The following is a 23,746-nucleotide window of genomic DNA, read 5'->3' on the forward strand; positions in this document are numbered from 1 at the left end:
TAAAAACACCAAATCCCATATAAAAGATTATGGATTTTCAGTTTAATAATTTTTTAATTCTATCCTAGAGGCTTGTATATCAATTTATTGACTAATTAATTTTAATTCTTTAATTAAAATTACAAAATTTAGCTATTATAAATTAGCTATCCATCATCGTTCATAAAAAAGAACTTTATAGATTAAAAAATTCATAAATAATATTTTCCTTAATAAATAATATTTTCCTTAATAAAGGATATTTTCCTTAATTTATAATCTATAAAATGAAAGTAATTCGCAGTCAATACCTCTGTTTTAGTTGATTTGAAAATAAAAATCCCTATCTAAAGTTTTAAACTTAAGTAGTAGAAATGATCAACAAGGTAAACGTCCGCTCCATTCAGGATATAACGGATAAGAGTATGTCATATTACGTACTTCTTTTGTTATTTCGGAAATAACACTTACATCGTGAGGCTTAAGTAAGCACTTAACGATAAGTTTGCCTATAATATACATATCATTTTCTGTAAATCCTCTTGTTGTTAGAGCAGCTACACCGAATCTTATCCCACTTGTAATAAAAGGTTTTTGTGTATCGAAGGGAATTGTATTTTTATTAGCCACAATACCCACATTTTCCAAATATGCTTCAGCTTCTTTGCCCGTTATATTAAGATTGCGCAAATCAACTAACAAAAGGTGGTTATCTGTACCATCAGTAACTAATTTTAAATTTTCTTCTTTTAGTGCGTTAGCTAATGATTGAGCATTTTTTATAATTTGACCTATGTAATCAACAAAAGCGGGTTGAAGAGCTTCTTGAAAGGCAACTGCTTTGGCAGCAATCATATGCATAAGCGGTCCGCCTTGCATCCCAGGGAAAACACTTCTATCCAAAATTTTAGCATATTGTTGTTTAGAAAAAATCATCCCCCCGCGAGGGCCTCTTAAAGTTTTATGCGTTGTTGTTGTTACAAAATCAGCATATCGAAATGGACTAGGATGCGCATCCGCTGCTATAAGACCAGCGATATGCGCAATATCAGCTAACAATAACGCACCGACATCTTTTGCAATTTCGCTCATTTTAGCAAAATCAATAATACGAGGATAAGCACTAGCGCCAGCTATGATTAATTTAGGTCGATGTTTTTGCGCTATTAAACGCACAGAATCATAATTTATCAGATTTGTGTCTTTGTCTAATCCATAAGATACAAAATGGTACAATGAGCCTGAGAAATTAACTTTATGTCCATGTGTTAGATGGCCACCATGAGATAAATCCATCCCTAAAACGGTATCTCCAGGTTTCAGAACAGCAAAATAAACAGCCATATTAGCCTGAGAACCTGAGTGTGGTTGAACATTTACATGTTCTGCTTTAAACAAGTTTTTAGCACGTTGAATCGCTAGGTCCTCTATTTTATCAATATATGAACATCCACCATAATATCGATTCCCAGAATAGCCTTCTGCATATTTATTTGTCAAAACAGTTGCCATGGTTTCGATGACAGGAATACTAGCAAAGTTTTCGGAAGCAATTAAACATAATTGTTCGCGTTGCCTGCGAACTTCCTTCGCTATCAATTCCATTATTTGCGGATCAGTTCTCTGTAGATTTTCTAACAAAATGAGCACCCCCTAGTGTATCAATCTTTTAAAGTATACACAGCACGCTGTCCTCCTATTAACTTAGGCCTTGTATAAGCTAATAAAACAGAAGAATGCCCAATTTTAATTTTGGTATGCAAAGGAATAGCCACTGGTTTTAAATGCATACCTATAAGTGTACCTCCTATATCTATACCCAAATCAGCAGCAATGTTTTCTACCAAAACAGGTGATTTAAAAGAAGAAAAAGCAACAGAAGCCATTGAACCACCTGCACCCGGCGTAGGTATAGCACTAACAACATTCAGATTATTTCTCTGAGCCAAGAAATCTTCTACTACCAAAGCTCGATTAAGATGTTCACAGCATTGCACAGCTAGTTGAAATTTATATTTTGCAATGGCCTGTCCCAATCCTTTATATATTATTTTAGCTACAGCAATATTGCCAGCTTGTCCGATTGATTTTCCTAAAATAATACTAGTGCTAGCACCTAATACCAATAAACAACGTTCATTAAGTGGGTATTTTGCAATAAGCAAATCAAATATATGCTCAATATCTTTTAGGCATTTATCTTGGGATAAAATCATTATAAAACATCATCCTCTAGTATAGAAATCTTATCTAGACGAGATTGATGACGAAATGAAGTTGAAAAAGGTGTTTCTAACCAAATCTTAACAATATCTAAGGCAAGATCCGGACCTAAAACACGCGAACCTAAAGCAAGTATATTGGCATTATTATGCTCCTTACTAAGACGAGCTGTATAAGCATCACTTACTAAAGCACAACGTATGCCCTTTATTTTATTTGCTGCGATCGATATACCAACACCCGTACCGCAGATCAAAATTCCTATACCCTGGTTTTGTAAAACTTTAGAAGCGACGTCATAAGCGATATCAGGATAATCCACCTTGTCTTCTTCATTAACAGGTCCTAGTTCTATAATATTATGTTTTAAACTTAGACTTTTTAAAGATATAGATAAATAATAACGAAGCGCTGTCCCAGCATGATCGGAACCAATATAAATTTCCAATAATCGCACCTACTTTTAAAAAAATAAATTAAAATACAGGTTTAATAATCCATATCCTCTAATAAAGTTTTGATAATTAGTTCTATTTTTTGCAAACACGCTTCATAAACTTCTACACTACCCCCGAAAGGATCAGGAATACCCAAAAACATATGCTGGTCATTTTCTTTAGGCAACATTAAAAAAACCTTATCTTTAACATCCAATATATCTAAAATATGTAACCTATGCTGCTCCGTCATTACAAAAATACGGTCAGCCCATTGGAGCAAAGACAAATCAAGAACTTTAGCAGAATGATCAAATTTAATATTTCGATTTGACAAAACAGCAGCAGCGCCCTCAGAAAGAGCAGAACCTGCCATGGCATAAATACCCGCTGACTTAACTTCAAATTTAACACCGTACGATGGAGCCATTTGCTTAAAAATAGCTTCAGCCATCGGACTACGACAAGTATTACCAGTACAAACAAACAAAATTTTAAACATTCAGCTCTCCTTATTGAAATACCATAAAATCAAACAAAATGTCGATTAATTAGTTAATAATATTTCTAAGTTGGTTTTTTTATTTATATTTATATTTTATTTGTTTATATTTGTCTTTTGCTTGTCTGTTATTTGTCTTTTGTATTATTAAGCTTTTTTATTTCTGGTTTAATATTTGTGTTAATAATAAAAGTGGCGAATTTATATAAACAATCCCTTAATGGTAAAAATTCGTCTTCACAAGGAAAACCTTCTAATATAAGACGTGCAACTTTATATGTATCACAATTTCGGAGCATTTTATATAGCTGTTTGTGGATATCAAGCTTGTATTCAGGCCAAGTCTTAATAATAAGATAGGGTGAGTTTTTGTACATTTCGTATAAATATGGTTTGAATGTTATTAATAAAATTCTCTCTTTTTTATTTAATGATTCATGTATATGATCTTTCAACCAAGTATATATGTCATGTCCCTCAATAAACCATATAGGAACAGAAAATTTCATGTTAACTGAAGAATAATCGGCGTGATGTTTGACTGAAGATATTTTTGGTATATCAAGATTAGGTATAAATTTTTTAATTTCATCAAGGGCAAAAGAGCCCCGCCGACGTAAACAAGGTGGGTCTGTGCTTAAATCAATAATAGATGATTCTAATCCGAGAGATGTCATACCTCCATCTAATATACAATCAATATTCTCTTGTAAATCATCATGGACATGTTTAGCTGTCGTAGGGCTGAGCAATCCGGAAAGATTGGCACTTGTAGCGGCTAACGGCGCTGGTAACTGTTGTAAAATTGCCCTGGATATAGGATGTGATGGAACACGAACAGCAGTTGTATTTAAATCAGCTGTAACTATAGTTGATATTTTTTTGTTTTTCCAAGGCAAAATAAAAGTAATAGGTCCTGGCATAAGATAAAATATCATTTTACGTACGTTAAAAGGTATGTCAGGAAAAAAGTGTAAAATATTGATCGTATGTGCGAAATGTAGAATTAAAGGTTTATGAAAAGGACGTTTCTTAGCTATAAATAAACGCCTCACCGATTGATTGTCTGTAGACAAAGCTCCTAAGCCATAAACAGTTTCGGTAGGAAAAGCAGCAATGCCACGTTTATTTAGGCAATCAACGGTGGCCTGAATAGCCTCATCTTGTGTATAAAGGTGCCATGATTTAGGCATAGATTTACGACAAATAAAAAATGTATTGGTCAGTAATAATCAGCTCCGTATAATTAACATATTAATCGCCCCATTTTACCATATTAAATACTTAGATATTTATATCTTAACTAAAATAACATATAAAATCACTCAACAAGCATAAACCATGGGAATACCCAACATACCAGTGCGCATGAAATGATCAGAAGTACGGATTAGTTCGGGTACTTCATCAACAGTTATTGGTGTAAAACCAATATTTTTAAGTACAGATGACTCTTGTCCCGCCAAAAGATACACATGCGTTAATTTCAATTTATGAGCATGTCGCAAAAGTAACTGCAACGTTTTTTGTGTAGCAACTACACGCCATGAAGCTTTTTTCCAAACAAAAGATCGCAACAAACCATATGAAGAATGAACTTCTAAGCCCACAACACCTATAATAGGGTTCTTATGACCAAAAGATATTTTTAATAATTTAGCTTTTTTATTCCTGTGTTCAATAATCCAAAAATGAACATTGGATTGTTCAATACCTTCTATAGGCAATCCCGCTTTCTTTAACATCTCAATAATGTCATCGTTATCCGATGTTGTAGCTTTGCGCAAATAGAACATTTTTAATATATACCTCCTTCATAAATATAAATACACAAACAAATATATATTAATGATCAAAAATTAAATAAATAGCTATTTTTTAATTAATTATACTGCATCAAATTAATATAACAAAATATTGCAAATAGTCTTTATAATTAGCTAACCTTTTCATTTATCCTCTTAAGTTTTTCCCAGATCCAGGATCGTGTTTCAAACTCTCCATATTTTGCTTCTTCACCATACGTGATTTTTTTTTCCTTAATTTTTATAAAATCTTTGAAAATATTTGTATTACTATCTTGATTAATAATTTTTTTTTCTTTAGCTCTGTGAAAATCTAATCCACATACAGGAGGAAAAAGAACACACCACCAATTATGCCCTCTACCAGCACCTAAGGTAAATAACAACGTATTGTAACCATCTTTGTGATCTTCATAATCCATCTTAACTTTCACACCATAATAAAAACCTGCTTTCTTAATAAATTGCTCCACCAAGGAACGCCAATGAGGTATATTTTGTTCTATCGCCAATGGCATCTTGTTTTCTATATGCTTTAATTTATGCATCTCATCAATTAACATATCACGAATTTCTCTCTTTAATAACTGATCTTGCCAGCTATCGCTATTTGCTAAAATTCTGAACTTAAGCGGAAAACAAAAGCGATATTTCGAGATCGTCTGAGAAGATGATAACCCAAGTAAACAAAATAAAAAAATAAATGCAAGGCATGCTAAAAAAACATTATTTTTTTTATATATAGACATAATAAAGTACAAAATCCCCCTTGAAAATAACCGCTAATATAAAGTCATTATGTCCTTTTCATCTGCGGTTATATTCTCGGAGAACCAAAAGAAATAACAAAAATAACAGAAAATTTACGTCAGATAGCGCTTATCTAGATTAATCTATGTAAATAAATAAATATCATTGCCATATCGCAGCGATACGATCTCTACCAGACAAGTCCTGATAAATATTTTTGTTAGCATAAGGGAAAACCACATTAATTAATTGCAAAAGTTTTGCTCGCTGCTCAGGACTAAATTCGCATATCAAACACCATGGAGGGATTGGCTTCCTCGCCAACCATTCATTAAATAAACTTCTGTAAAGATCTAAACCATCAGATCCACCAAATAAAGCTTGATGCGGTTCATAAGCAGAAACAGCATAAGGTAAATCAGGCAACATATCGTCATTAATATATGGTAAATTAGCAACAATTAGACGCACGTTTATATGTTTAGGAATTGGTTCTAATAAATTGCCTTGCAAAAGTTTAATATTTTTTTGTGCATTTTTGCTTTTTATATTATTTTGAGCAACATCTATTGCTAGTGGAGAAATATCTATAGCCCAAACCTGCCAATTAGGACATTGCTTCGCCAAAGTGATAGCAATGATCCCACTGCCTGTACCTATATCAGCAACATGGCATCCATTATGCACATCTTGGGCAGTTAGACATAAAGCTTTAGCAATAAGTTCTTCTGTTTCAATCCTAGGAATAAGCACTCCTTGTTTAATATGCCATTTTTCGCCCAAAAACCAAGCTTTGCCTAAAATATATGGCAATGGTTCATCCTTTAATAAACGCCCTAAAATTTGTTTGAAAGCCAATGAATGACGAGATGGAAATTCTTGCCGAAAACTTTGCCAAAATTTAATCCTGTCTATACCCAACAACTCACATAAAATCCATTCTGCATCATTTGCCGCTTCCGGCAAATTCAATTTTTTTAAAAACGAAACCATAGCATGATATATTTCGCAAATTTTATTATGTTCAAGAGAAACAATAACTTCACCCTGGGATCTTAAAAAAATACTTTCCCCAATAATAACTTTGGTCATCCGTCGTCCTCTTCTCAACTTTATAACCTATATTTATATATATAAATATAAAAAACTCAACTATACTATAATAAAACATGAAAAATAGAATTATATTTAAACAATATTACCGAAAGCTAAAAAACCAAGAAACGAAAATAAAGAAACTAAAAATATTTAAATTCCATTAATAATACACCAATGAAAAGAAAAAAGATTTATGTGATATTATCTTATAAAAATTAAATACAAAGAAGTAAGACAAAATATTTTGCATTGGTAAAAAATAATTATTAATTAAAAAAATAATTATTAATTATATCTATATGGAAGTAAAAATCCGAAACAAATCAAACCCGAATAATATATTTCACAAATTCTCTAAAAGATATTATAATATTAAAATATATTTTTTTATTTTATCAGCAAATTAATAATTCTTAAATCAAATTTTATATTTAAAATTATTACAAAAGCTTAAAGGTTTAAATTTTCCTATATTTTAATGTTTATAACCTGGCCCAAGATAATATAAGGTCTTTGAATATAATAAAAAGATGTTTTTTTATAAAAACTTCTCAATATTACAAAAGACCAAAATTGCAATATCAAAAGGCGAAACGCAACAAGATTGAGCCATGCAAAGATTTTCTTTTTTATATTTCGTTTATTATATTTAAAAATATTTTATAAAATAAACAATAAAAATTCCTAAATTTGATCTTTTAACTTTTTTGCTTTTATTTCTAAATGAGTTCAAAAAACTATTTATCAAGTGTTTCTATATATGCAGATTGTTCTTTATTCATTAAAGTAGAAATGATTTCATCAATATCACCATCTAAAATTTGTTCTAAACGATGGATGGTCAAGCCTATGCGATGATCTGTAACACGTCCTTGGGGAAAGTTGTAAGTACGAATACGTTCACTACGATCACCTGTACCTATAGCGGAACGTCGTTCGTCAGCTCTTTTGGATTCTTCTTCTTGTTTCTTACGATCATATAGACGAGCACGTAATACACGTAGTGCTTTCGCTTTATTCATATTCTGTGATTTCTCATCTTGACAACTAGCAACCAAACCTGTTGGTAAATGAGTAACACGTACAGCTGATTTAGTTGTATTCACACTTTGTCCACCTGGACCACTGGAGCAAAATGTATCGATACGAAGATCTTTATCCGCTATTTCAATCTCTACTTCTTCAGCTTCAGGCAAAACCACTACCGTAGCGGTTGAAGTATGAATACGTCCTCCTGATTCCGTTGAAGGTATCCTTTGTACCCTATGAGCACCATTTTCGTATTTCAATTTTTGGTATACCCCACGACCCTGAATAGAAATAACAGCTTCTTTAAATCCACCTAATTCTGTTGAATTCATACCTATAAGTTCAACTTTCCAAGCTTTTCTTTCTGCATATCGAACATACATACGATAAAGATCATTAGCAAAAAGAGCAGCTTCATCACCACCAGCAGCACCGCGCACTTCTAAAATTACATTTTTGGTCGCATAAGGATCTTTAGGAATCAATAATTGCTGAATTGCCTTCTCCTGTAACTTCTGCTTTTTTTCTAATTCATCTAGCTCAGTCTGAATCCAAACCAGCGTCTCTTTATCCTTGTTTTCTTCTTGTAGCCAAGCAAGCATCTCCTCTTGCTGTTTCTTCAAATCTAAGTAATGCATATTAGCTTCAACAAGCGAAGATAATTCAGCTCTTTCTTTGGAATATTTTTTAACTTCGTTAGGATCAGATAAAATTTTAGGATCACATAGTTTTTGTTCTAATAATTTATAACGATCACAAATAGACTGGAGTCTCTTATCCAAGTAATACCACCCTCGATATGTTTTTTCTTATGAATTATCCTATCACGTTTTGGTGATATAGAAAAACTTATGAATGATATACGTTATGTCACCCTCAATGAGCTCTATCTATTGAAGCTTCGTTAATTATCCACTAATTTATACGCCAAGGATGCAAAAATATAAATATTTATCCTAAGGGTAATATTAGGCGTATATTTATAATAATCAAAAAACTGGCAAATAATTTATTCACCAGTTTTTTGAAAAATTTGTAATTTTAAAAATCAATCCAGCTGAATTATACGCACAGAGAATTCATCGATTAAAGTAGGTATTGTCCCTGAATCTACAACAAATTCTAGCATGGATTGAACAGACGCAGTTCTAAATATTGCACCTCCGGAGGAACTCACAAAACCATCTATTTCAATAGCTGTTTCCGGACTACGAGCACGACTACCACGAATATCAATACCATCTAAGCGCATGACAATACTCAAACCATATGTCGGAGGTGGATTAGCAACAACTGTATATTCCACAGAATAAGAATGATTCGGCGCTAAAACAATGACATTATTTGGTGGTATGTGTGAAATATTCTCTCCAGACATAGCGAAATTTTCATATAAAGGTATTGCACTACCTGCAGCGACATTGGTCAGATCCATCAAACCACAATAAGCATAGTTAGCTTTAATAGGCAAATTACTAATCGTAGTTATAGGTGATCCTGGCGGACCTGGTGGTCCTGGTGGTCCTGTTGCACCATAGCAGTAGAATTTTTTATTCTCCCGCGCAGCACCGGACAAGCAATTTTCACTGCATCCGGCGCTATATTAACAAATTTTATGATTTTAACTCTAATACACATAATAACTATCATGAAATTTGTTAATCAAAACCTTTCCCTCCACGTATTTTAACACGCTTCTTTGGTAATCACAGTTTTGCTTTTGTAAAATATATTATATAAAACATCTTTTGAGGAAAATAATATCTTTTCCAGATTTTTTATATAAATATATTAATACAATCCACGTTCCATATCATTAATTATATTCCATATTTAACTTAGATGACGTTTGAAAGCCCCCAGGAAATACGATGACATATGCCACCAACCTCTTTTCGTACGACGAAAGAAAAAATGGCTTCCTGATTCTTTTACCGGTCTAGGGCTCTTATATCGTTTCGCTCAAATGTTTTCCCAAACATTTTACTCATCTTATTAAATATTTCTATATATCCATCCGGCCTTATACAATAATCACCTAAAATAAGGGAATCGCATACGGATGTGATATCAGGCTATTGATGCCTAAATGATATAGTTCCAGCTAAGCTGCTGGATGGAATACGTGATAAAATGTTATAAAATATTTTCTATAAATTACCACTTGATCCATAACGTGTCGCCCCGTCGCTCCGGTTAATCCTTGTAAACCTGGTAAACCTGGTAAACCTTGTGGGCCAATCGGACCTGGACATCCGGGTGGTCCTTGGCATCCTGGCGGTCCTTGGCATCCCGGTAAACCAATATCTCCTTTAGGACCAGCATCTCCTTTAGGACCAGTAATTCCTATACCTACGGGACCGGTTGGACCGATTGGACCAGGTGGGCCAGTTGGACCATCAGAAGGACCGGTTGGGCCAATAGGGCCAATAGGGCCAATAGGGCCAGGTATACCCTGTTCTCCAGAAGGACCGGTTGGACCTTGTATACCCATGCCGCCCGTTGGACCGGTTGGACCGGTTGGACCATCAGAAGGACCGGTTGGACCGGTTGGACCAATCGAACCAGGTATCCCCTGTTCTCCAGAAGGACCTATAGGACCTGTAGGACCAATTGGACCTTGTATACCAATATCACCTGTCGGGCCGGTTGGGCCAGTCGGACCATCAGAAGGACCGGTTGGACCAATTGGACCTTGTATACCAATGTCACCTGTTGGACCAGGTGGACCTATGGGGCCTTGTATACCAGTGTCACCTGTTGGACCAGGTGGACCGGTTATAGTCCCCGTGATCACACATTTACCAACAAGCGAAGAAACCGTTTCTAGTTTGGATTGTAACAACATCTGTTCTGCAATAGCTTCGCGCATCGTTGATCGGACACTATCATTTAATAATAAAATGTCACTAATTGTTGGCGGAACCAACATATTACTAACACCGGGTAAAGTTCCTAAAGCAAAGCGAATTTTATCGCCTTCTGCGTCCAAAATATTACTCAGACCTATCTCTTCCAAAGCCACGGAAGATAAAAGCAAGTTAATAGCGTCACACATCGTTACTGTAATAAGCGGTGTCACATTCGGTATATTTGGATTAGACATAATAAGCCTTACGTCATAAAACGACGTATAATTAGGCTACACCCCCTTACATATAAAAACAGATAAAACTGAATGCGATCAATCGACATTGAAAATAAAATCTTTCCTGCATATGTTAGAAAATATTATGCTAAAAAATTTTGATTATGAAATAAAATCTGTATATATTATAAAAATAAATCCAATCAACTTCTTATTTTATTTTTGCTCCCTTTATTTGGCAAAAAGCTATAAATAAAATATATTTATAAATCCATATTTCATGAATCATAAATATATTTTATTTAAAAATTTATATTGTCATGATATTTCACTATACTTGCACAAAAATCAAAAAAATGTAAATTATTAATAAAAATAAGAAAATATTATGTTATTGACTAGGTTTATAAAAATAGATATCCCTAGATCATATGTGCAAAATTTAAGTTTAAATAACATAAAAACCAAAAAGGATAAATAATGCTGTACGTACCAAAAAATGTGGTAAAAAATTATAAATTAATTTTGGTCACAGTTTCCCAATACAAATCAGAGTTGTTTTTTAATTTAGCTAAGAAAAACTCCTGATTAAGTTTAAACAAAGTATGTATTTTGATGGAAATATATATTTATAAAATTTATTACAATATATATTTAACCAATTAAGTAGCTTGCCTTCTCTTCTCATAACACATTTAAAAAAACAATATCAAAGAAAAATAAAGACCCAAGGATACGATCATTTTTTATGGTTAAGATATCAATCTAACTTCTTTATATAGAAAAAAATTAAATTATGAATTCTCTAATGGATTGTTTATAAATAAAATAATCAGTTTTTAATCAAGCCATAATATTTACAAACTTTTTTAACACTTTGTTCAAGCAATGATTTTGAAGAATACCAATAATCCTTCAAAAAATATGTTTTTTGACATGATTCATCCCATTGTTAAATCATAAATTAAGATCGTTATTTTTTCTTTCTAGGAACATATTTGTCTATAGCAAATGGATATATAACATCATGAATGAACAGAAACATTAGATACAAATAATACCTATAAACTCGTTTTCTATCTAATACAGAATAATAATAACTAGCTTTTTACTGCACATGAAAAAAGCAAAAAATGTAAATTATTAATAAAAACCAGAAAATATTATGCGATTCCCAAATTTTACAATATATTATATTTTAAGATTTTACAAACAAAAATAGACATTACTTGAAATCCTTTGTAAAATATAAGTGTTTAAAAAAACACCACAGTAGGATAAAGAATGTCTATTAACTGTAGATTAAAAAATAAATCTACTTTAGTGAAATTTTTTACGCAAATGTTTTGAATCATATTTTGCATATTATAAATTATATGTTGCAGCAAAAATTTAAAGGAACTTGGTCCTAAACAGCTTTTATATATAATTTGTTATAATAATGTAAATATATAAATTCTAATTTTAGAATAATTTAACATAAATCTAATAAATAATCCAAAAAATAAAAATAATCTCTTGTATAAAAAAATAATATTCAAACTGAAATTATAATAGCCTTGTTAAGTGCATTTTTAAAAATCAAAAATTATATTTTTTTGCAAGTGCATAAATTAAAATAATTTTACATGTTCGATATTAGTCTAAATCATGATGTAGATGATAAATAAATCTACGAGATAGTTTGTAATCTTTTGCCACTTCCCTAATTGCTTCTTTGCTAGATAACCCTCGATGTATATAATTTTCTATAGATAACTTAAGTTCATCCTCCGTAACTTCTATCGCTTGTTCTTCTCGCCCACTCAAAACAATCGTAAATTCACCTTTAATCATTGAATTATTTTGTTGAAATTGGCTCAAAACTTCAGATACAGATCCTCTATACCATGTTTCATAATATTTAGTCATTTCACGCGCAACTGCAACCTGCCTATCACCCATTATATTTAAAATGTCATCCAAGGTTCGTATAACACGAAATGGCGACTCGTAAAAAAGAATCGTCTCTTTAAAAGAAGATATTTCTTGTAATTTATCTTGACGCGACTTCGATTTGCGGGGCAAAAAACCTATGAATAAAAAAGAAGCAGTGTTTAATCCTGAAGCAACTAAAGCAGTCACCGCAGCACATGAGCCTGGAATAGGCACCACATTTATCCGCGCTTTTAAAGCAGCTTTAACTAACTTATGACCTGGATCAGAAATACCAGGCGTACCAGCATCGGTAACAACAGCCATATCCATGCCTTGTTTCAGATATTGATCGACAATATCTTGTTCATCCATATAATCATCGTATCGACGCATATATGTATTAATGTTATTAAAAGTTAAAAGTTTTTTTGTTTGACGTGTATCTTCAGCTAAAATCAATTTAACATGCTTTAATGTATCTAAAGCACGTTTCGTCATATCATCCATGTTCCCTATAGGTGTAGCTACGATGTATAAAGTAGCTACTTTGTCGTTTAAATCTTTAGTATGAAAACTACGTTGATAAAAAAACACGCTGTAATTAATAACCCCTTTAAGAATATTTTTAAATAAAATTAATCAAAAATAATCACGCCTCGATGTCGCACTAGGCGCTTAGTTTAAAATATCAAATTTGTAATATAGATAATTTTCTATTAAAACCCACGGTAGAAATTAAATAAAAAAATCGATATATCATAAAACAGCTAAACAAAAAATGCAATTTTTATCTTTAACATGACGCAAACAACCATAATGTACACTACAAACGTGGAAACCTTCCTGATAAAGATCAGCTAGATAATCATCAAAAGAACTTAGAGAAAATTCTCTATTATAAGTCGTCTGGCCATCACCAAAGTTTTCCATTGATTGAATCAAACGCCTGTTCTCTATACCTAATCTGGTATTTTCCTCAATTAAAACAATCAGATGTTTCTTCAAAACATTGCAATCAATTTCTAGACGGTGCAAGCGTCTCATCAAATTATCTAATCCTTGTAAGACTTCGCTTGGGATAAAAAACACCACCCTGAAGAAATAATTTTTTTAAAATTATAAGATGGATGATGAAAATAATTAAACCGATTTCAAAGTAGTCGCCACATCCAAAACTAACCTCTCTAATAAAGATTGAGGCGATAACGATTTATTATGAAGTTTCTGCCTTGTCTTAAGTAAATATTCAATAAATAAAAATATTTTTGGTAAAGAAATGTCTGTAACAGCATATTTACGATAATCAGCTAAATCCATAAAGCATTCTAAACCTAACTTCTGTCGCAAACGCTCACGTACCCAAAGAATACATAAATCTAAATTAAACATTGCATCTTCGCGACCATCATTCCAAAGCAACTTAACAGCATGTAATGAAGCATTGCGTGAAGAAAATAGACTCTCTGACCATTGTATCACTCGTTTGAACCTAGATGCAAATTGTTCATTTGTCCAATTAAGACAAACATCTGCTGAAGAAATCGATATATGAAACAGGATGTTTGCTTGTTCTGATAAAAATCCCTTTTGCAAAAAATATTCTATTCGTTCCGCACGTGATAAAGACGAAAAATAGATTTTTTGACATCTAGATCTCAATGTAGGTATAAGTTCCACAGCATAACCACTCAATAATATGATATACCAATCCGTATTTGGTTCCTCAAGAAAACAAAGCAAAGCATTTGCCGCCTGGATTGTTAAACGTTCTGCATCATTAATAACTAAGAAATGGGGCAATTCACTAGTCATACGTCTAGATTGTTGTAAAATTGCACGTACTGTTTCGATTTTAATGGAATCGATACCTTGTAGATGTATAAAACGCGGATGAATAATTTTATCACAAAGTCGACAATCTGAACATTTACCACAAAATTTTGTTTTTTCTATCTTGCCAGAACATAAAAAAACTTTGATTAATCTAAGTGCTATAGTTAGCTTACCAACACCAGGCGAACCTAAGAAAAGATAAACATTAGATAAGCGCTTCTGATGAATAATTTTATGAAAATAACTCCAAATCTGATCTTTATCCATGGTTGATTAATCCTCCAATGACAAATATCTTTTTAGATCATTCATAATTAATCTGCATATATCATCTTCATCCCAGGTAGCATCGATCGTTAAAAAACGCTCGTGTTCTTGGTTAGCTAACTGCCGATAACCATTTATGACAGATATATGAAAATTATCATCTTGTTCCTCTATCCAATCAAAATTATGCCCTCTTTTTAATAACCGAGATCTCAAAAAAGATATCGGTAAATCTAATAAGTAGGTACGACAAGGTAATAAACTACTGGAAGCAAAATTATGTATATCCAATATTGGCTTAGTACAGCGAGAAGCAGCTAATGCTTGATATACAATATTAGAATCTAAAAAACGATCACAGATAACAACATGTCCTTTTTTTAAAGCCGGCAAAATAATTTCGTGTACAAGCTGTGCCCTTGATGTAGCGTACAAAAGGATTTCGGTTTGCCAGCTATATCTTTGATTTTTTTTATTCAAAATAATATTTTTAATAATCTTCCCTATATGGGTACCACCCGGATCCTGCGCAAGCGTAAATTTAATATTTTTTTGTTCCAATAAAGTAGCTATTTTATGAATTTGTGTCGTTTTACCTGCTCCTTCAGGACCTTCGAAAGTAAAAAAAAACGCGCTAATTTTTGTATCATAAAGTACACTCCTAGGATTGGCATATAAAAATCTCCGGTTCATTAAGGTCAAAAATAATACCTTGAACATGCCCACCGCTCTGCAACCATTTTTGTAAATGAGTCACCATATATTGTGATATAGTTTCACCAGGTAAAATGACAGGTATACCAGGCGGATACGGTATCACAAAATCAGCAGATATACGGCCCACAGCTTTGTCTAGAGAAAGCTTTTGTGCCTGTTTTCGTCGCCATACATCTAATGAAACAGGTAAAGCAAATGATTCAAAACACCATTGCATCTGTGTTAGATATTTTTTACTGGTTATACATATACCATCTATTTTTGTTAATAACACTATCAATTGATCGACATCTTTTTGTGTAAAAGACAAAGAAAGTATAAGCAAAACATAATTATGCGTCGCTTTCTCAACATAAAATCCATGGTCTTCTAAAATTTTTGCTAAAGAAAAAGAATCATATATTTTTTTTGAAAATAATAATATTTTAAATGGATCGTGTTTTGTTGACGGGATAATTTGTTGAATGTTAGAAAATTTTGCTATTTCTTGTTTTAAGATATAAATAAAATATAAAGATTTATCTATAATATCTCTGCCATTTTGGTGCATATAGTCCCTAGCGATATCTAATGAGGCCATAAGTAGATAAGAAGGACTGCTAGAAGCTAATATACGCAATGAGCGTTGAAAATCGTCTTTACGCTCTACTAAGGAATGTCCTAAGTGTAACATTGAGGACATTGTTAAAGCTGGTAACATTTTATGTGTAGATTGCACCGAAACATGAGCACCTAACTGCAAAGCCCTTGATGGCAGATCTTCATGGAAACCAAAATGTGCACCATGAGCTTCATCAACAAACAAAATTACATTATGAGCATGACAAATATGGGCTAATTCAGCAATAGGTTGCAAAATTCCTTCATAAGAAGGAGATGTGATAACCATAAGCTTAATATGTGGATTTTGTTGCAATATCCCCTCCACTTTATCAGGCTGTAAAGCTAATTCATAACCATATGTAGCATGAAAATTAACAGGTAAAAGATAAGGTGTAACTTGTGAAATTAAGCAACCATGGTAAATGGATTGATGAGAAGTCCTTTGTATCAGCACACCATCTCCGGGTTCACACAAGGTTAAAAGTGTAGCTAAATTTCCTACTGTAGATCCTCCTACTAAAAAAAAAGTATATGAAGAACCAAAGGTATGCGCTGCTAAATTTTGTGCTTTCGCTATAACACCGGTAGGTAAATGGAGATTATCTAAATCACCTATTTCTGTGAGGTCAAAAGGTAAAATAGAGGAAAATTCACTACCATATGTTTTTGACCAAAAAGCGCCTTGTTTATGTCCTGGAACATGAAAATTTCCTTTAGCGTTTGTTTTATGTTTTAATAAGGCTTGCCATAAAGGAGCTGTCAAAAAACAACCTCTTTTCTTTGTATAAAAAGATAAAATAAAAAAACGCCCTTAACTCATTTGCACGAGTCATAAGAGCGCTTTTTAACTAGATATGCCTGGCAATGTCCTACTCTCCCAAGGGCCTGCGCCCCAAGTACCATCGGCGCTGAAGGGCTTAACGACCGTGTTCGGAATGGATAACGGGTGGTTCCCCTTCGCTATAATCACCAAGCTGCAACCTTAACCAACAAAGTAATTGTAGCATATTTGCGTAAAAGATGTCAAGTAATTATTTTAGAAAAATATCAGGTCAAGCCCTCGTACAATTCGTATCTGTCAGCTTCACGTCTCACGACGCTTTCACATCAGACCGATCAACCTCGTATTCTCCAAGGTGTCTTACCCGCTTTGCTGCGGCGGGAGGCCTAATCTTAGGGCAGGCTTCGCGCTTAGATGCTTTCAGCGCTTCTCCTATCATGCTTAGCTACCCTGCTGTGCTCCTGGCGAAGCAACAGGTACACCATTGGCATGCCCATTCCGGTCCTCTCGTACTAGGAACAGACCCCTGCAAGCCTCCTACGCCCGCGGCAGATAGGGACCGAACTGTCTCACGACGTTCTGAACCCAGCTCGCGTACCGCTTTAATGGGCGAACAGCCCAACCCTTGGGACCTCCTTCAGCCCCAGGATGCGATGAGCCGACATCGAGGTGCCAAACCTCCCCGCCGATGTGAACTCTCGGGGGAGATTAGCCTGTTATCCCCGGGGTAGCTTTTATCCGTTGCGCGATGGCCCTTCCACTCGGTACCACCGGATCACTAAGTCCGACTTTCGTCCCTGCTTGACATGTACGTCTCGCAGTCAGGCTCTCTTATGCCTTTGCACTCATTAGCACGATTTCCATCCGCGCTGAGAGAACCTTTGAACGCCTCCGTTACCTTTTGGGAGGCGACCGCCCCAGTCAAACTGCCCACCTGGCACTTTCCTGTATCCCGTCTAGGAATATCAGTGAGAACCAACAACGTACAAGGGTGGTATCCCACGGTTATCTCCACACATGCTAGCGCATATGTTTCACTGATTCCCACCTATCCTGTACATGCACGCCATCAGCTCAATACCAAGCTGCAGTAAAGCTCCACGGGGTCTTTCCGTCTTGCCGCGGGTCGTCTGCATCTTCACAGACATTGCAATTTCACCGGGTCGCTTGTTGAGACACTGTCCAGATCGTTACGCCTTTCGTGCAGGTCGGAATTTACCCGACAAGGAATTTCGCTACCTTAGGACCGTTACGGTTACGGCCGCCGTTTACTGGGGCTTCGGTTCTGAGCGCCAACTCTTCCCCTTTACCTTCCAGCACCGGGCAGGCGTCAGCCCCTATACTTCGCCTTTCGGCTTTGCAGAGACCTGTGTTTTTGGTAAACAGTCGCCTGGACCTCTTCACTGCGGCTCCTCTCCTTTTATAGAAAGGAGCACCCCTTCTCCCGAAGTTACGGGGCTATGTTGCCGAGTTCCTTAACAAACGTTCTCCCGCTCACCTTTAGATACTCTCCTTGCCCACCTGTGTCGGTTTACGGTACGGGCGCTTACACACTCCTAGAGGCTTTTCTTGGCAGCACGATCTTCTGCTCTTCCGGGTTTCAACCCGTCCTCATCACGGCTCCCTCATCGCATAGGGGGATTTCCCTCCCTACACTCGCTTGCCGCTTGAACGCGCACTTCCATCCGCGCGCCACAGTCAACCACCTGCGTCTCCCCTTCGTTTTAACGCGTGTAACCGGTACAGGAATATAAACCTGTTGTCCATCGCCTACGCTCTTACGCCTCGGCTTAGGCCCCGACTAACCCTGGGTGGTTAATCCTTCCCCAGGAACCCTTAGGCTTTCGGTGGAGGGGATTCTAACCCCTCTTTTGCTACTCATACCGGCATTCTCACTTCTGTGTACTCCACCTCACTTCTCAGTTCGGCTTCTTTGCAACACAGAACGCTCCCCTACCACATTATTTACATAATATCCATAGCTTCGGTGCACAGCTTAGCCCCGTTACATTTTCGGCGCAAATCCACTCGACCAGTGAGCTGTTACGCACTCCTTCCATGATGGCTGCTTCCAAGCCAACATCCTGGCTGTCTTCGCAAATTCACTTCCTTCACCACTTAGCTGTGACTTTGGGACCTTAGCTGATGGTCTGGGCTGTTTCCCTCTTGACCATGTACCTTAGCGCACACAGTCTCACTCCACAGCTTTCTCTATAGGCATTCGTAGTTTAGTTGCACTTGGTAACCCTCGCGGGCCCCTCGCGCATCCAGAGCTCTACCTCCTATTGAGCAACACTGCAGGCTGACCCTAAAGCCATTTCGGGGAGAACCAGCTATCACCGGGTTCGATTGGCATTTCACCCCTACCCACACCTCATCCCAGGGTTTTGCAACACCCTTGGGTTCGGACCTCCATAGCGTCTTACCGCCACTTCATCCTGGACATGGGTAGCTCACCCGGCTTCGGGTCGTAAACAACATACTATGCGCCCTTAATCGACTCGCTTTCGCTTCGGCTCCGGTCCTTAGCAGACCTTAACCTTGCATGCTACTTACACTCGCCGGTTCCTTCTTCAAAAGGCACGCCGTCACTCGCTGATGGATAAATCCACCACAAGCTCCGACCGTCCGTTAAGCACACGGTTTCAGGTTCTCTTTCACTCCCCTTTTGGGGTGCTTTTCACCTTTCCCTCACGGTACTACTTCACTATCGGTAGTCAAGCGTGTTTAGCCTTGGGAGGTGGTCCTCCCTGCTTCCGTCTCGGTTTCTCGTGCCAAGACGTACTCAGGATCACATCCAGATCGTTCATGTTCCATTTCGGCTACAGGGCTTTCACCTTCTCTGGCAGGCCTTCCCAGGTCCACTTCTCCTATGGAACTACAACAACCTTATTGAATATGTCCTACAACCCCATATGCATTCACATATGGTTTGGGCCCTTTCCCTTTCGATCGCCTCTACTCAGAAAATCGCACTTGCTTTCTTCTACTCGGGGTACTGAGATGTTTCACTTCCCCCGCTTGCCTCTCATACAACCTACTCACTTCGGTATATGAGTACCTGTGCTCCTCACAGGTGGGTTTCCCCATTCGGATACCCCCGGATCACAGCCTGCTTGCGGCTCCCCGGGGCATTTCGGTGTTAGCCCCGTCCTTCATAGGCACTTGACTCCTAGGCTTCCTCCGTGTGCCCTTATTCGCTTGACCTGAAATAAGTGCTAAAAAATCCAACTTATTACGCAAATAAAACTTCAATTACTATGCAGTTAGCAAGGTGCAAAAGAGAAAAAGTCCTAAATTAAAAGGAACTCGATCCCTCACAACCGAAGAGCAGAAAAGTAAATGTAAATTATCACATATAACTCCAGAAAGGAGGTGATCCATCCCCACCTTCCGGTAGGGATACCTTGTTACGACTTCACCCCAATCGCGAGCCCTACCTTCGGCAGCTGGGTCCCGGTAAACCGGGTTCCCTCACCGACTTCGGGTATGACCCACTCTCGTGGTGTGACGGGCGGTGTGTACAAGGCCCGGGAACGTATTCACCGCGGCATGCTGATCCGCGATTACTAGCGATTCCTACTTCACGCAGGCGAGTTGCAGCCTGCGATCCGAACTGAGACCGCTTTTCTGAGATTGGCTCCACCTCGCGGTTTCGCTTCCCTCTGTAACGGCCATTGTAGCACGTGTGTAGCCCAGGACATAAGGGGCATGATGATTTGACGTCATCCCCGCCTTCCTCCGGCTTTCGCCGGCTGTTTCTCCAAAGTGCCCATCATTACATGCTGGCAACCGAAGATAAGGGTTGCGCTCGTTGCGGGACTGAACCCAACATCTCACGACACGAGCTGACGACAACCATGCACCACCTGTCACCGCTGTCCCCGAAGGGCCCAGATCTTCTCAGACCTGTTCAGCGGGATGTCAAGCCCTGGTAAGGTTCTTCGCGTTGCGTCGAATTAAACCACATGCTCCACCGCTTGTGCGGGCCCCCGTCAATTCCTTTGAGTTTCAGCCTTGCGACCGTACTCCCCAGGCGGAGTGCTTAATGGGTTTCCTTCGGCACAAAGATGCTTAGCATCCCTACACCTAGCACTCATCGTTTACCGCGTGGACTACCAGGGTATCTAATCCTGTTTGCTACCCACGCCTTCGCGCCTCAGCGTCAGTGATAGTCCAGGAAGCCGCCTTCGCCACCGGTGTTCCTTCTGATATCTACGCATTCCACCGCTACACCAGAAATTCCGCTTCCCTCTACTACACTCAAAGACCTACTGTTTCGGACGCTTACACAGGTTGAGCCTATGCCTTTCACGCCCGACTGATAAGCCCGCCTACACGCCCTTTACGCCCAATTATTCCGGACAACGCTCGCCCCCTACGTATTACCGCGGCTGCTGGCACGTAGTTAGCCGGGGCTTTCTTCATCGGTACCGTCATTTCTTCTTCCCGATGGACAGAGCTTTACAACCCAAAGGCCGTCTTCGCTCACGCGGCGTCGCTCCGTCAGGCTTTCGCCCATTGCGGAAAATTCCCTACTGCTGCCTCCCGTAGGAGTCTGGGCCGTGTCTCAGTCCCAGTGTGACCGTCCACCCTCTCAGGCCGGTTACGCATCGTAGCCTTGGTGAGCCATTACCCCACCAACTAGCTAATGCGCCGCGGGCCCTTCCAAAAACAGTGCAAAGCACCTTTCCCTCTCTAGCCATGCGACCAAAGAGGATTATCCGGTATTGACCCTCGTTTCCAAGGGTGATCCCCGTCTTTTGGGTAGGTTGCCCACGTGTTACTCACCCGTCCGCCGCTCGCCACTCATAAATGAGCGCGCGCTCGACTTGCATGTAGTAGGCACGCCGCCAGCGTTCGTCCTGAGCCAGGATCAAACTCGTCATGATAACTACAAAACTTAAAACAATCGCGCTTGATAACTTGTTACAAAACAATTTATCAACACTTTCGTGATAATTTACAAAAACACTGCTCTTCGGTTGTCAAGGAACGAGAAGACAAATCATAAAACCAAATCTCGTAAAGACCAGATAAAGGAACCAAAAGCGTTCCAAGCAATTCCTCAAAAGTTAAATCGTCTCAACAGGGTTTATCATATAAAATCCGAGGTATATTTGTCAACAGTTTTTTTGATTTTTTTTAATTAACTTTGTCTATAAAGATCCGAAAGACAGAAAAACCCTTGAAACATCAGCTAAAAATCAACCAACGAGCCAACAATAAATAACAAATACCAGGCAAGCCCATCCCCCCAACAACACTCGCTGTAAATAAGTTAACAGGTAAAGAAAAGGCGAAAAAATTACCTAAGCTGTTAATCAAAATTAAAATCAATGCTCCTAATGTCGAGTAAACAAGTCCGTACCATAACCAAATCAAAGGTTTTTTTATAGAACGAGCTAATGCAATCATCAATAAAGAACTTGCAGCCCCCAGGAATAAAAGAACAAATTCATCCACGCACCCCTTGCCCCCTATAACCGACTATCTACAGGTTATGTAATTTATATAGTATAAATAGTTTGTATCTTTCGTGTGTCAAAAGTTGTTTATGTAAATCGCTATATCAATAACATATGATAATAACGGTCATAAAGAACAAGAGGTTAAAAAAATCACATTTCTTGTCTACCACTGAATGCCTTAGCTAAAGTAAATTCATCTGCATATTCTAAATCACTCCCCACAGGAAGCCCGTGCGCAATTCTTGTGATCTTCACCCCGAAAGATTTTAAAATTTTAGAGAGATACATAGCGGTAGCTTCGCCATCAACATTAAAATTAGTAGCCAGTATGATTTCTTTGACCTTCGCTGTATATGGAACCACAGGTGTATTTTCATTCTCGGGTCCTTGTAATCTTTCTTGCAAGGAAGAAATATTTAAAGCATCAGGTCCTATGCCCATCATAGGAGAGATCGCACCTCGAAGAACATGATAAAGACCATGGTAAGACTTCGTTCTCTCCATGGCCCAAACATCCCTAACTTCTTGCACAATACAAATCATACTTTGCTCCCTATTTTTATCCTGACAAATCACACAAGGCGAGCTGTCATCAATCATGCCACAAATGGTGCATATAACAAGATTTCGCTTAGCAAAGACAATAGCTTTACCTAGATTCAATACTTCATCTTCAGGCATGTTAATAATAAAAAAAGCCAGTCTTTGTGCCGTTTTAACACCAATACCGGGCAATAACGTAAGTGCATTAATTAAAGACGAAACCGCTGAAGGTATACGAAACCCATCCAAAATCACCACACCTCTTTATGGAAATTAATCGATGAATTAATTTATATTTTTTGCATTTATTTACATAAAAATAAAATTCAAATCAAATAATTAAAATTAAAAAAAATAATTTTAAAATAAACCCTGCATAGGATTAACACCTTGTGTAACTTTTCCTAAAATTTCTTCTGTCATTTTATCAACTTCACCTACAGCATTATTAAAAGCAATAATGAACATGTCTTCTAAAACTTCCTTATTCTTAACACTACACAAATCAACGTCCACAATAGAAACACTTGTAACTTCTTTTTTACCATTCATACAAATTTTAATAGCCCCGCCACCAGCAGTCCCCTCTACCACTTTATCAGCCAATTCTTTTTGTAATTCATCCACCTGTTTCTTCATCTTGCTAATTTTACTTAACATCTGATCCGGTCGCATACAAAAATCACCTATTTTCAAATTTCAT

Annotated in this window: 19 protein-coding genes and 3 rRNA genes; all 22 read right to left on the minus strand. The window is 37.0% G+C overall.

Features of this window, described 5'->3' with window-relative positions:
- Window positions 1-357: 357 nt before the first annotated feature.
- Entirely contained in the window at window positions 358-1,584 is a 1,227-nt protein-coding gene (locus VS182_RS01775; RefSeq protein ID WP_479492778.1) for a serine hydroxymethyltransferase, read from the minus strand.
- Between the two features lie 56 nt (window positions 1,585-1,640).
- A complete protein-coding gene (locus VS182_RS01780) occupies window positions 1,641-2,195 on the minus strand; it encodes a TIGR01440 family protein (protein WP_479484823.1) in 555 nt (184 codons plus the stop codon).
- Entirely contained in the window at window positions 2,195-2,650 is a 456-nt protein-coding gene (gene rpiB / locus VS182_RS01785; protein WP_479484824.1) for a ribose 5-phosphate isomerase B, read from the minus strand. Before rpiB ends, VS182_RS01780 begins: the two co-directional genes overlap by 1 nt.
- Window positions 2,651-2,691: 41 nt before the next feature.
- The gene (locus VS182_RS01790; RefSeq protein ID WP_479484825.1) at window positions 2,692-3,141 is read right to left on the minus strand and encodes a low molecular weight protein arginine phosphatase; all 450 of its coding nucleotides are present in this window, start codon (window positions 3,139-3,141) and stop codon (window positions 2,692-2,694) included.
- 128 nt (window positions 3,142-3,269) lie between these two features.
- On the minus strand, window positions 3,270-4,334 hold the full coding sequence (locus VS182_RS01795) for an L-threonylcarbamoyladenylate synthase (protein WP_479492676.1): 1,065 nt from the start codon (window positions 4,332-4,334) through the stop codon (window positions 3,270-3,272).
- A gap of 132 nt (window positions 4,335-4,466) precedes the next feature.
- The gene (locus VS182_RS01800) at window positions 4,467-4,937 is read right to left on the minus strand and encodes a hypothetical protein (protein ID WP_479484827.1); all 471 of its coding nucleotides are present in this window, start codon (window positions 4,935-4,937) and stop codon (window positions 4,467-4,469) included.
- 140 nt (window positions 4,938-5,077) lie between these two features.
- Window positions 5,078-5,695 carry a stage II sporulation protein R gene (locus tag VS182_RS01805; RefSeq protein WP_479492677.1) on the minus strand — a complete coding sequence of 206 codons (618 nt, stop codon included), beginning with the start codon at window positions 5,693-5,695 and terminating at the stop codon, window positions 5,078-5,080.
- 163 nt (window positions 5,696-5,858) lie between these two features.
- Entirely contained in the window at window positions 5,859-6,788 is a 930-nt protein-coding gene (prmC, locus tag VS182_RS01810) for a peptide chain release factor N(5)-glutamine methyltransferase (RefSeq protein WP_479488797.1), read from the minus strand.
- A gap of 743 nt (window positions 6,789-7,531) precedes the next feature.
- Entirely contained in the window at window positions 7,532-8,605 is a 1,074-nt protein-coding gene (gene prfA, locus VS182_RS01815; protein ID WP_479492678.1) for a peptide chain release factor 1, read from the minus strand.
- A gap of 266 nt (window positions 8,606-8,871) precedes the next feature.
- Window positions 8,872-9,399: a hypothetical protein gene (locus tag VS182_RS01820; RefSeq protein ID WP_479484831.1), complete on the minus strand. Its 528-nt coding sequence runs from the start codon at window positions 9,397-9,399 to the stop codon at window positions 8,872-8,874.
- 528 nt (window positions 9,400-9,927) lie between these two features.
- Window positions 9,928-10,929 carry an alpha-helical endospore appendage domain-containing protein gene (locus VS182_RS01825; RefSeq protein ID WP_479488799.1) on the minus strand — a complete coding sequence of 334 codons (1,002 nt, stop codon included), beginning with the start codon at window positions 10,927-10,929 and terminating at the stop codon, window positions 9,928-9,930.
- 1,620 nt (window positions 10,930-12,549) lie between these two features.
- A complete protein-coding gene (gene rsmI, locus VS182_RS01830; protein ID WP_479488800.1) occupies window positions 12,550-13,422 on the minus strand; it encodes a 16S rRNA (cytidine(1402)-2'-O)-methyltransferase in 873 nt (290 codons plus the stop codon).
- A gap of 162 nt (window positions 13,423-13,584) precedes the next feature.
- Window positions 13,585-13,917, minus strand: a complete 333-nt coding sequence (locus tag VS182_RS01835) for an initiation control protein YabA (protein WP_479484834.1) — start codon at window positions 13,915-13,917, stop codon at window positions 13,585-13,587.
- A gap of 51 nt (window positions 13,918-13,968) precedes the next feature.
- Window positions 13,969-14,928: an AAA family ATPase gene (locus VS182_RS01840; RefSeq protein ID WP_479492679.1), complete on the minus strand. Its 960-nt coding sequence runs from the start codon at window positions 14,926-14,928 to the stop codon at window positions 13,969-13,971.
- Between the two features lie 6 nt (window positions 14,929-14,934).
- Window positions 14,935-15,621, minus strand: a complete 687-nt coding sequence (tmk, locus tag VS182_RS01845) for a dTMP kinase (protein WP_479484836.1) — start codon at window positions 15,619-15,621, stop codon at window positions 14,935-14,937.
- The gene (locus VS182_RS01850) at window positions 15,590-17,011 is read right to left on the minus strand and encodes an aminotransferase class I/II-fold pyridoxal phosphate-dependent enzyme (protein WP_479488802.1); all 1,422 of its coding nucleotides are present in this window, start codon (window positions 17,009-17,011) and stop codon (window positions 15,590-15,592) included. The genes tmk and VS182_RS01850 overlap by 32 nt, the downstream gene beginning before the upstream one ends.
- Before the next feature lie 93 nt (window positions 17,012-17,104).
- A 5S ribosomal RNA gene (rrf, locus tag VS182_RS01855) occupies window positions 17,105-17,222 on the minus strand.
- 74 nt (window positions 17,223-17,296) lie between these two features.
- Window positions 17,297-20,236 (minus strand): 23S ribosomal RNA (locus VS182_RS01860).
- A gap of 161 nt (window positions 20,237-20,397) precedes the next feature.
- A 16S ribosomal RNA gene (locus VS182_RS01865) occupies window positions 20,398-21,921 on the minus strand.
- The 16S, 23S and 5S rRNA genes sit together here, the layout of an rRNA operon.
- A gap of 304 nt (window positions 21,922-22,225) precedes the next feature.
- The gene (locus VS182_RS01870; protein WP_479484838.1) at window positions 22,226-22,495 is read right to left on the minus strand and encodes a pro-sigmaK processing inhibitor BofA family protein; all 270 of its coding nucleotides are present in this window, start codon (window positions 22,493-22,495) and stop codon (window positions 22,226-22,228) included.
- 155 nt (window positions 22,496-22,650) lie between these two features.
- Complete coding sequence (recR, locus tag VS182_RS01875; protein ID WP_479492779.1) at window positions 22,651-23,277, minus strand: recombination mediator RecR; 627 nt, start codon at window positions 23,275-23,277, stop codon at window positions 22,651-22,653.
- A 126-nt stretch (window positions 23,278-23,403) separates the two neighbouring features.
- Complete coding sequence (locus VS182_RS01880; protein ID WP_479492680.1) at window positions 23,404-23,739, minus strand: YbaB/EbfC family nucleoid-associated protein; 336 nt, start codon at window positions 23,737-23,739, stop codon at window positions 23,404-23,406.
- Window positions 23,740-23,746 lie beyond the last annotated feature (7 nt).

Source organism: Pasteuria ramosa, from assembly GCF_056496785.1.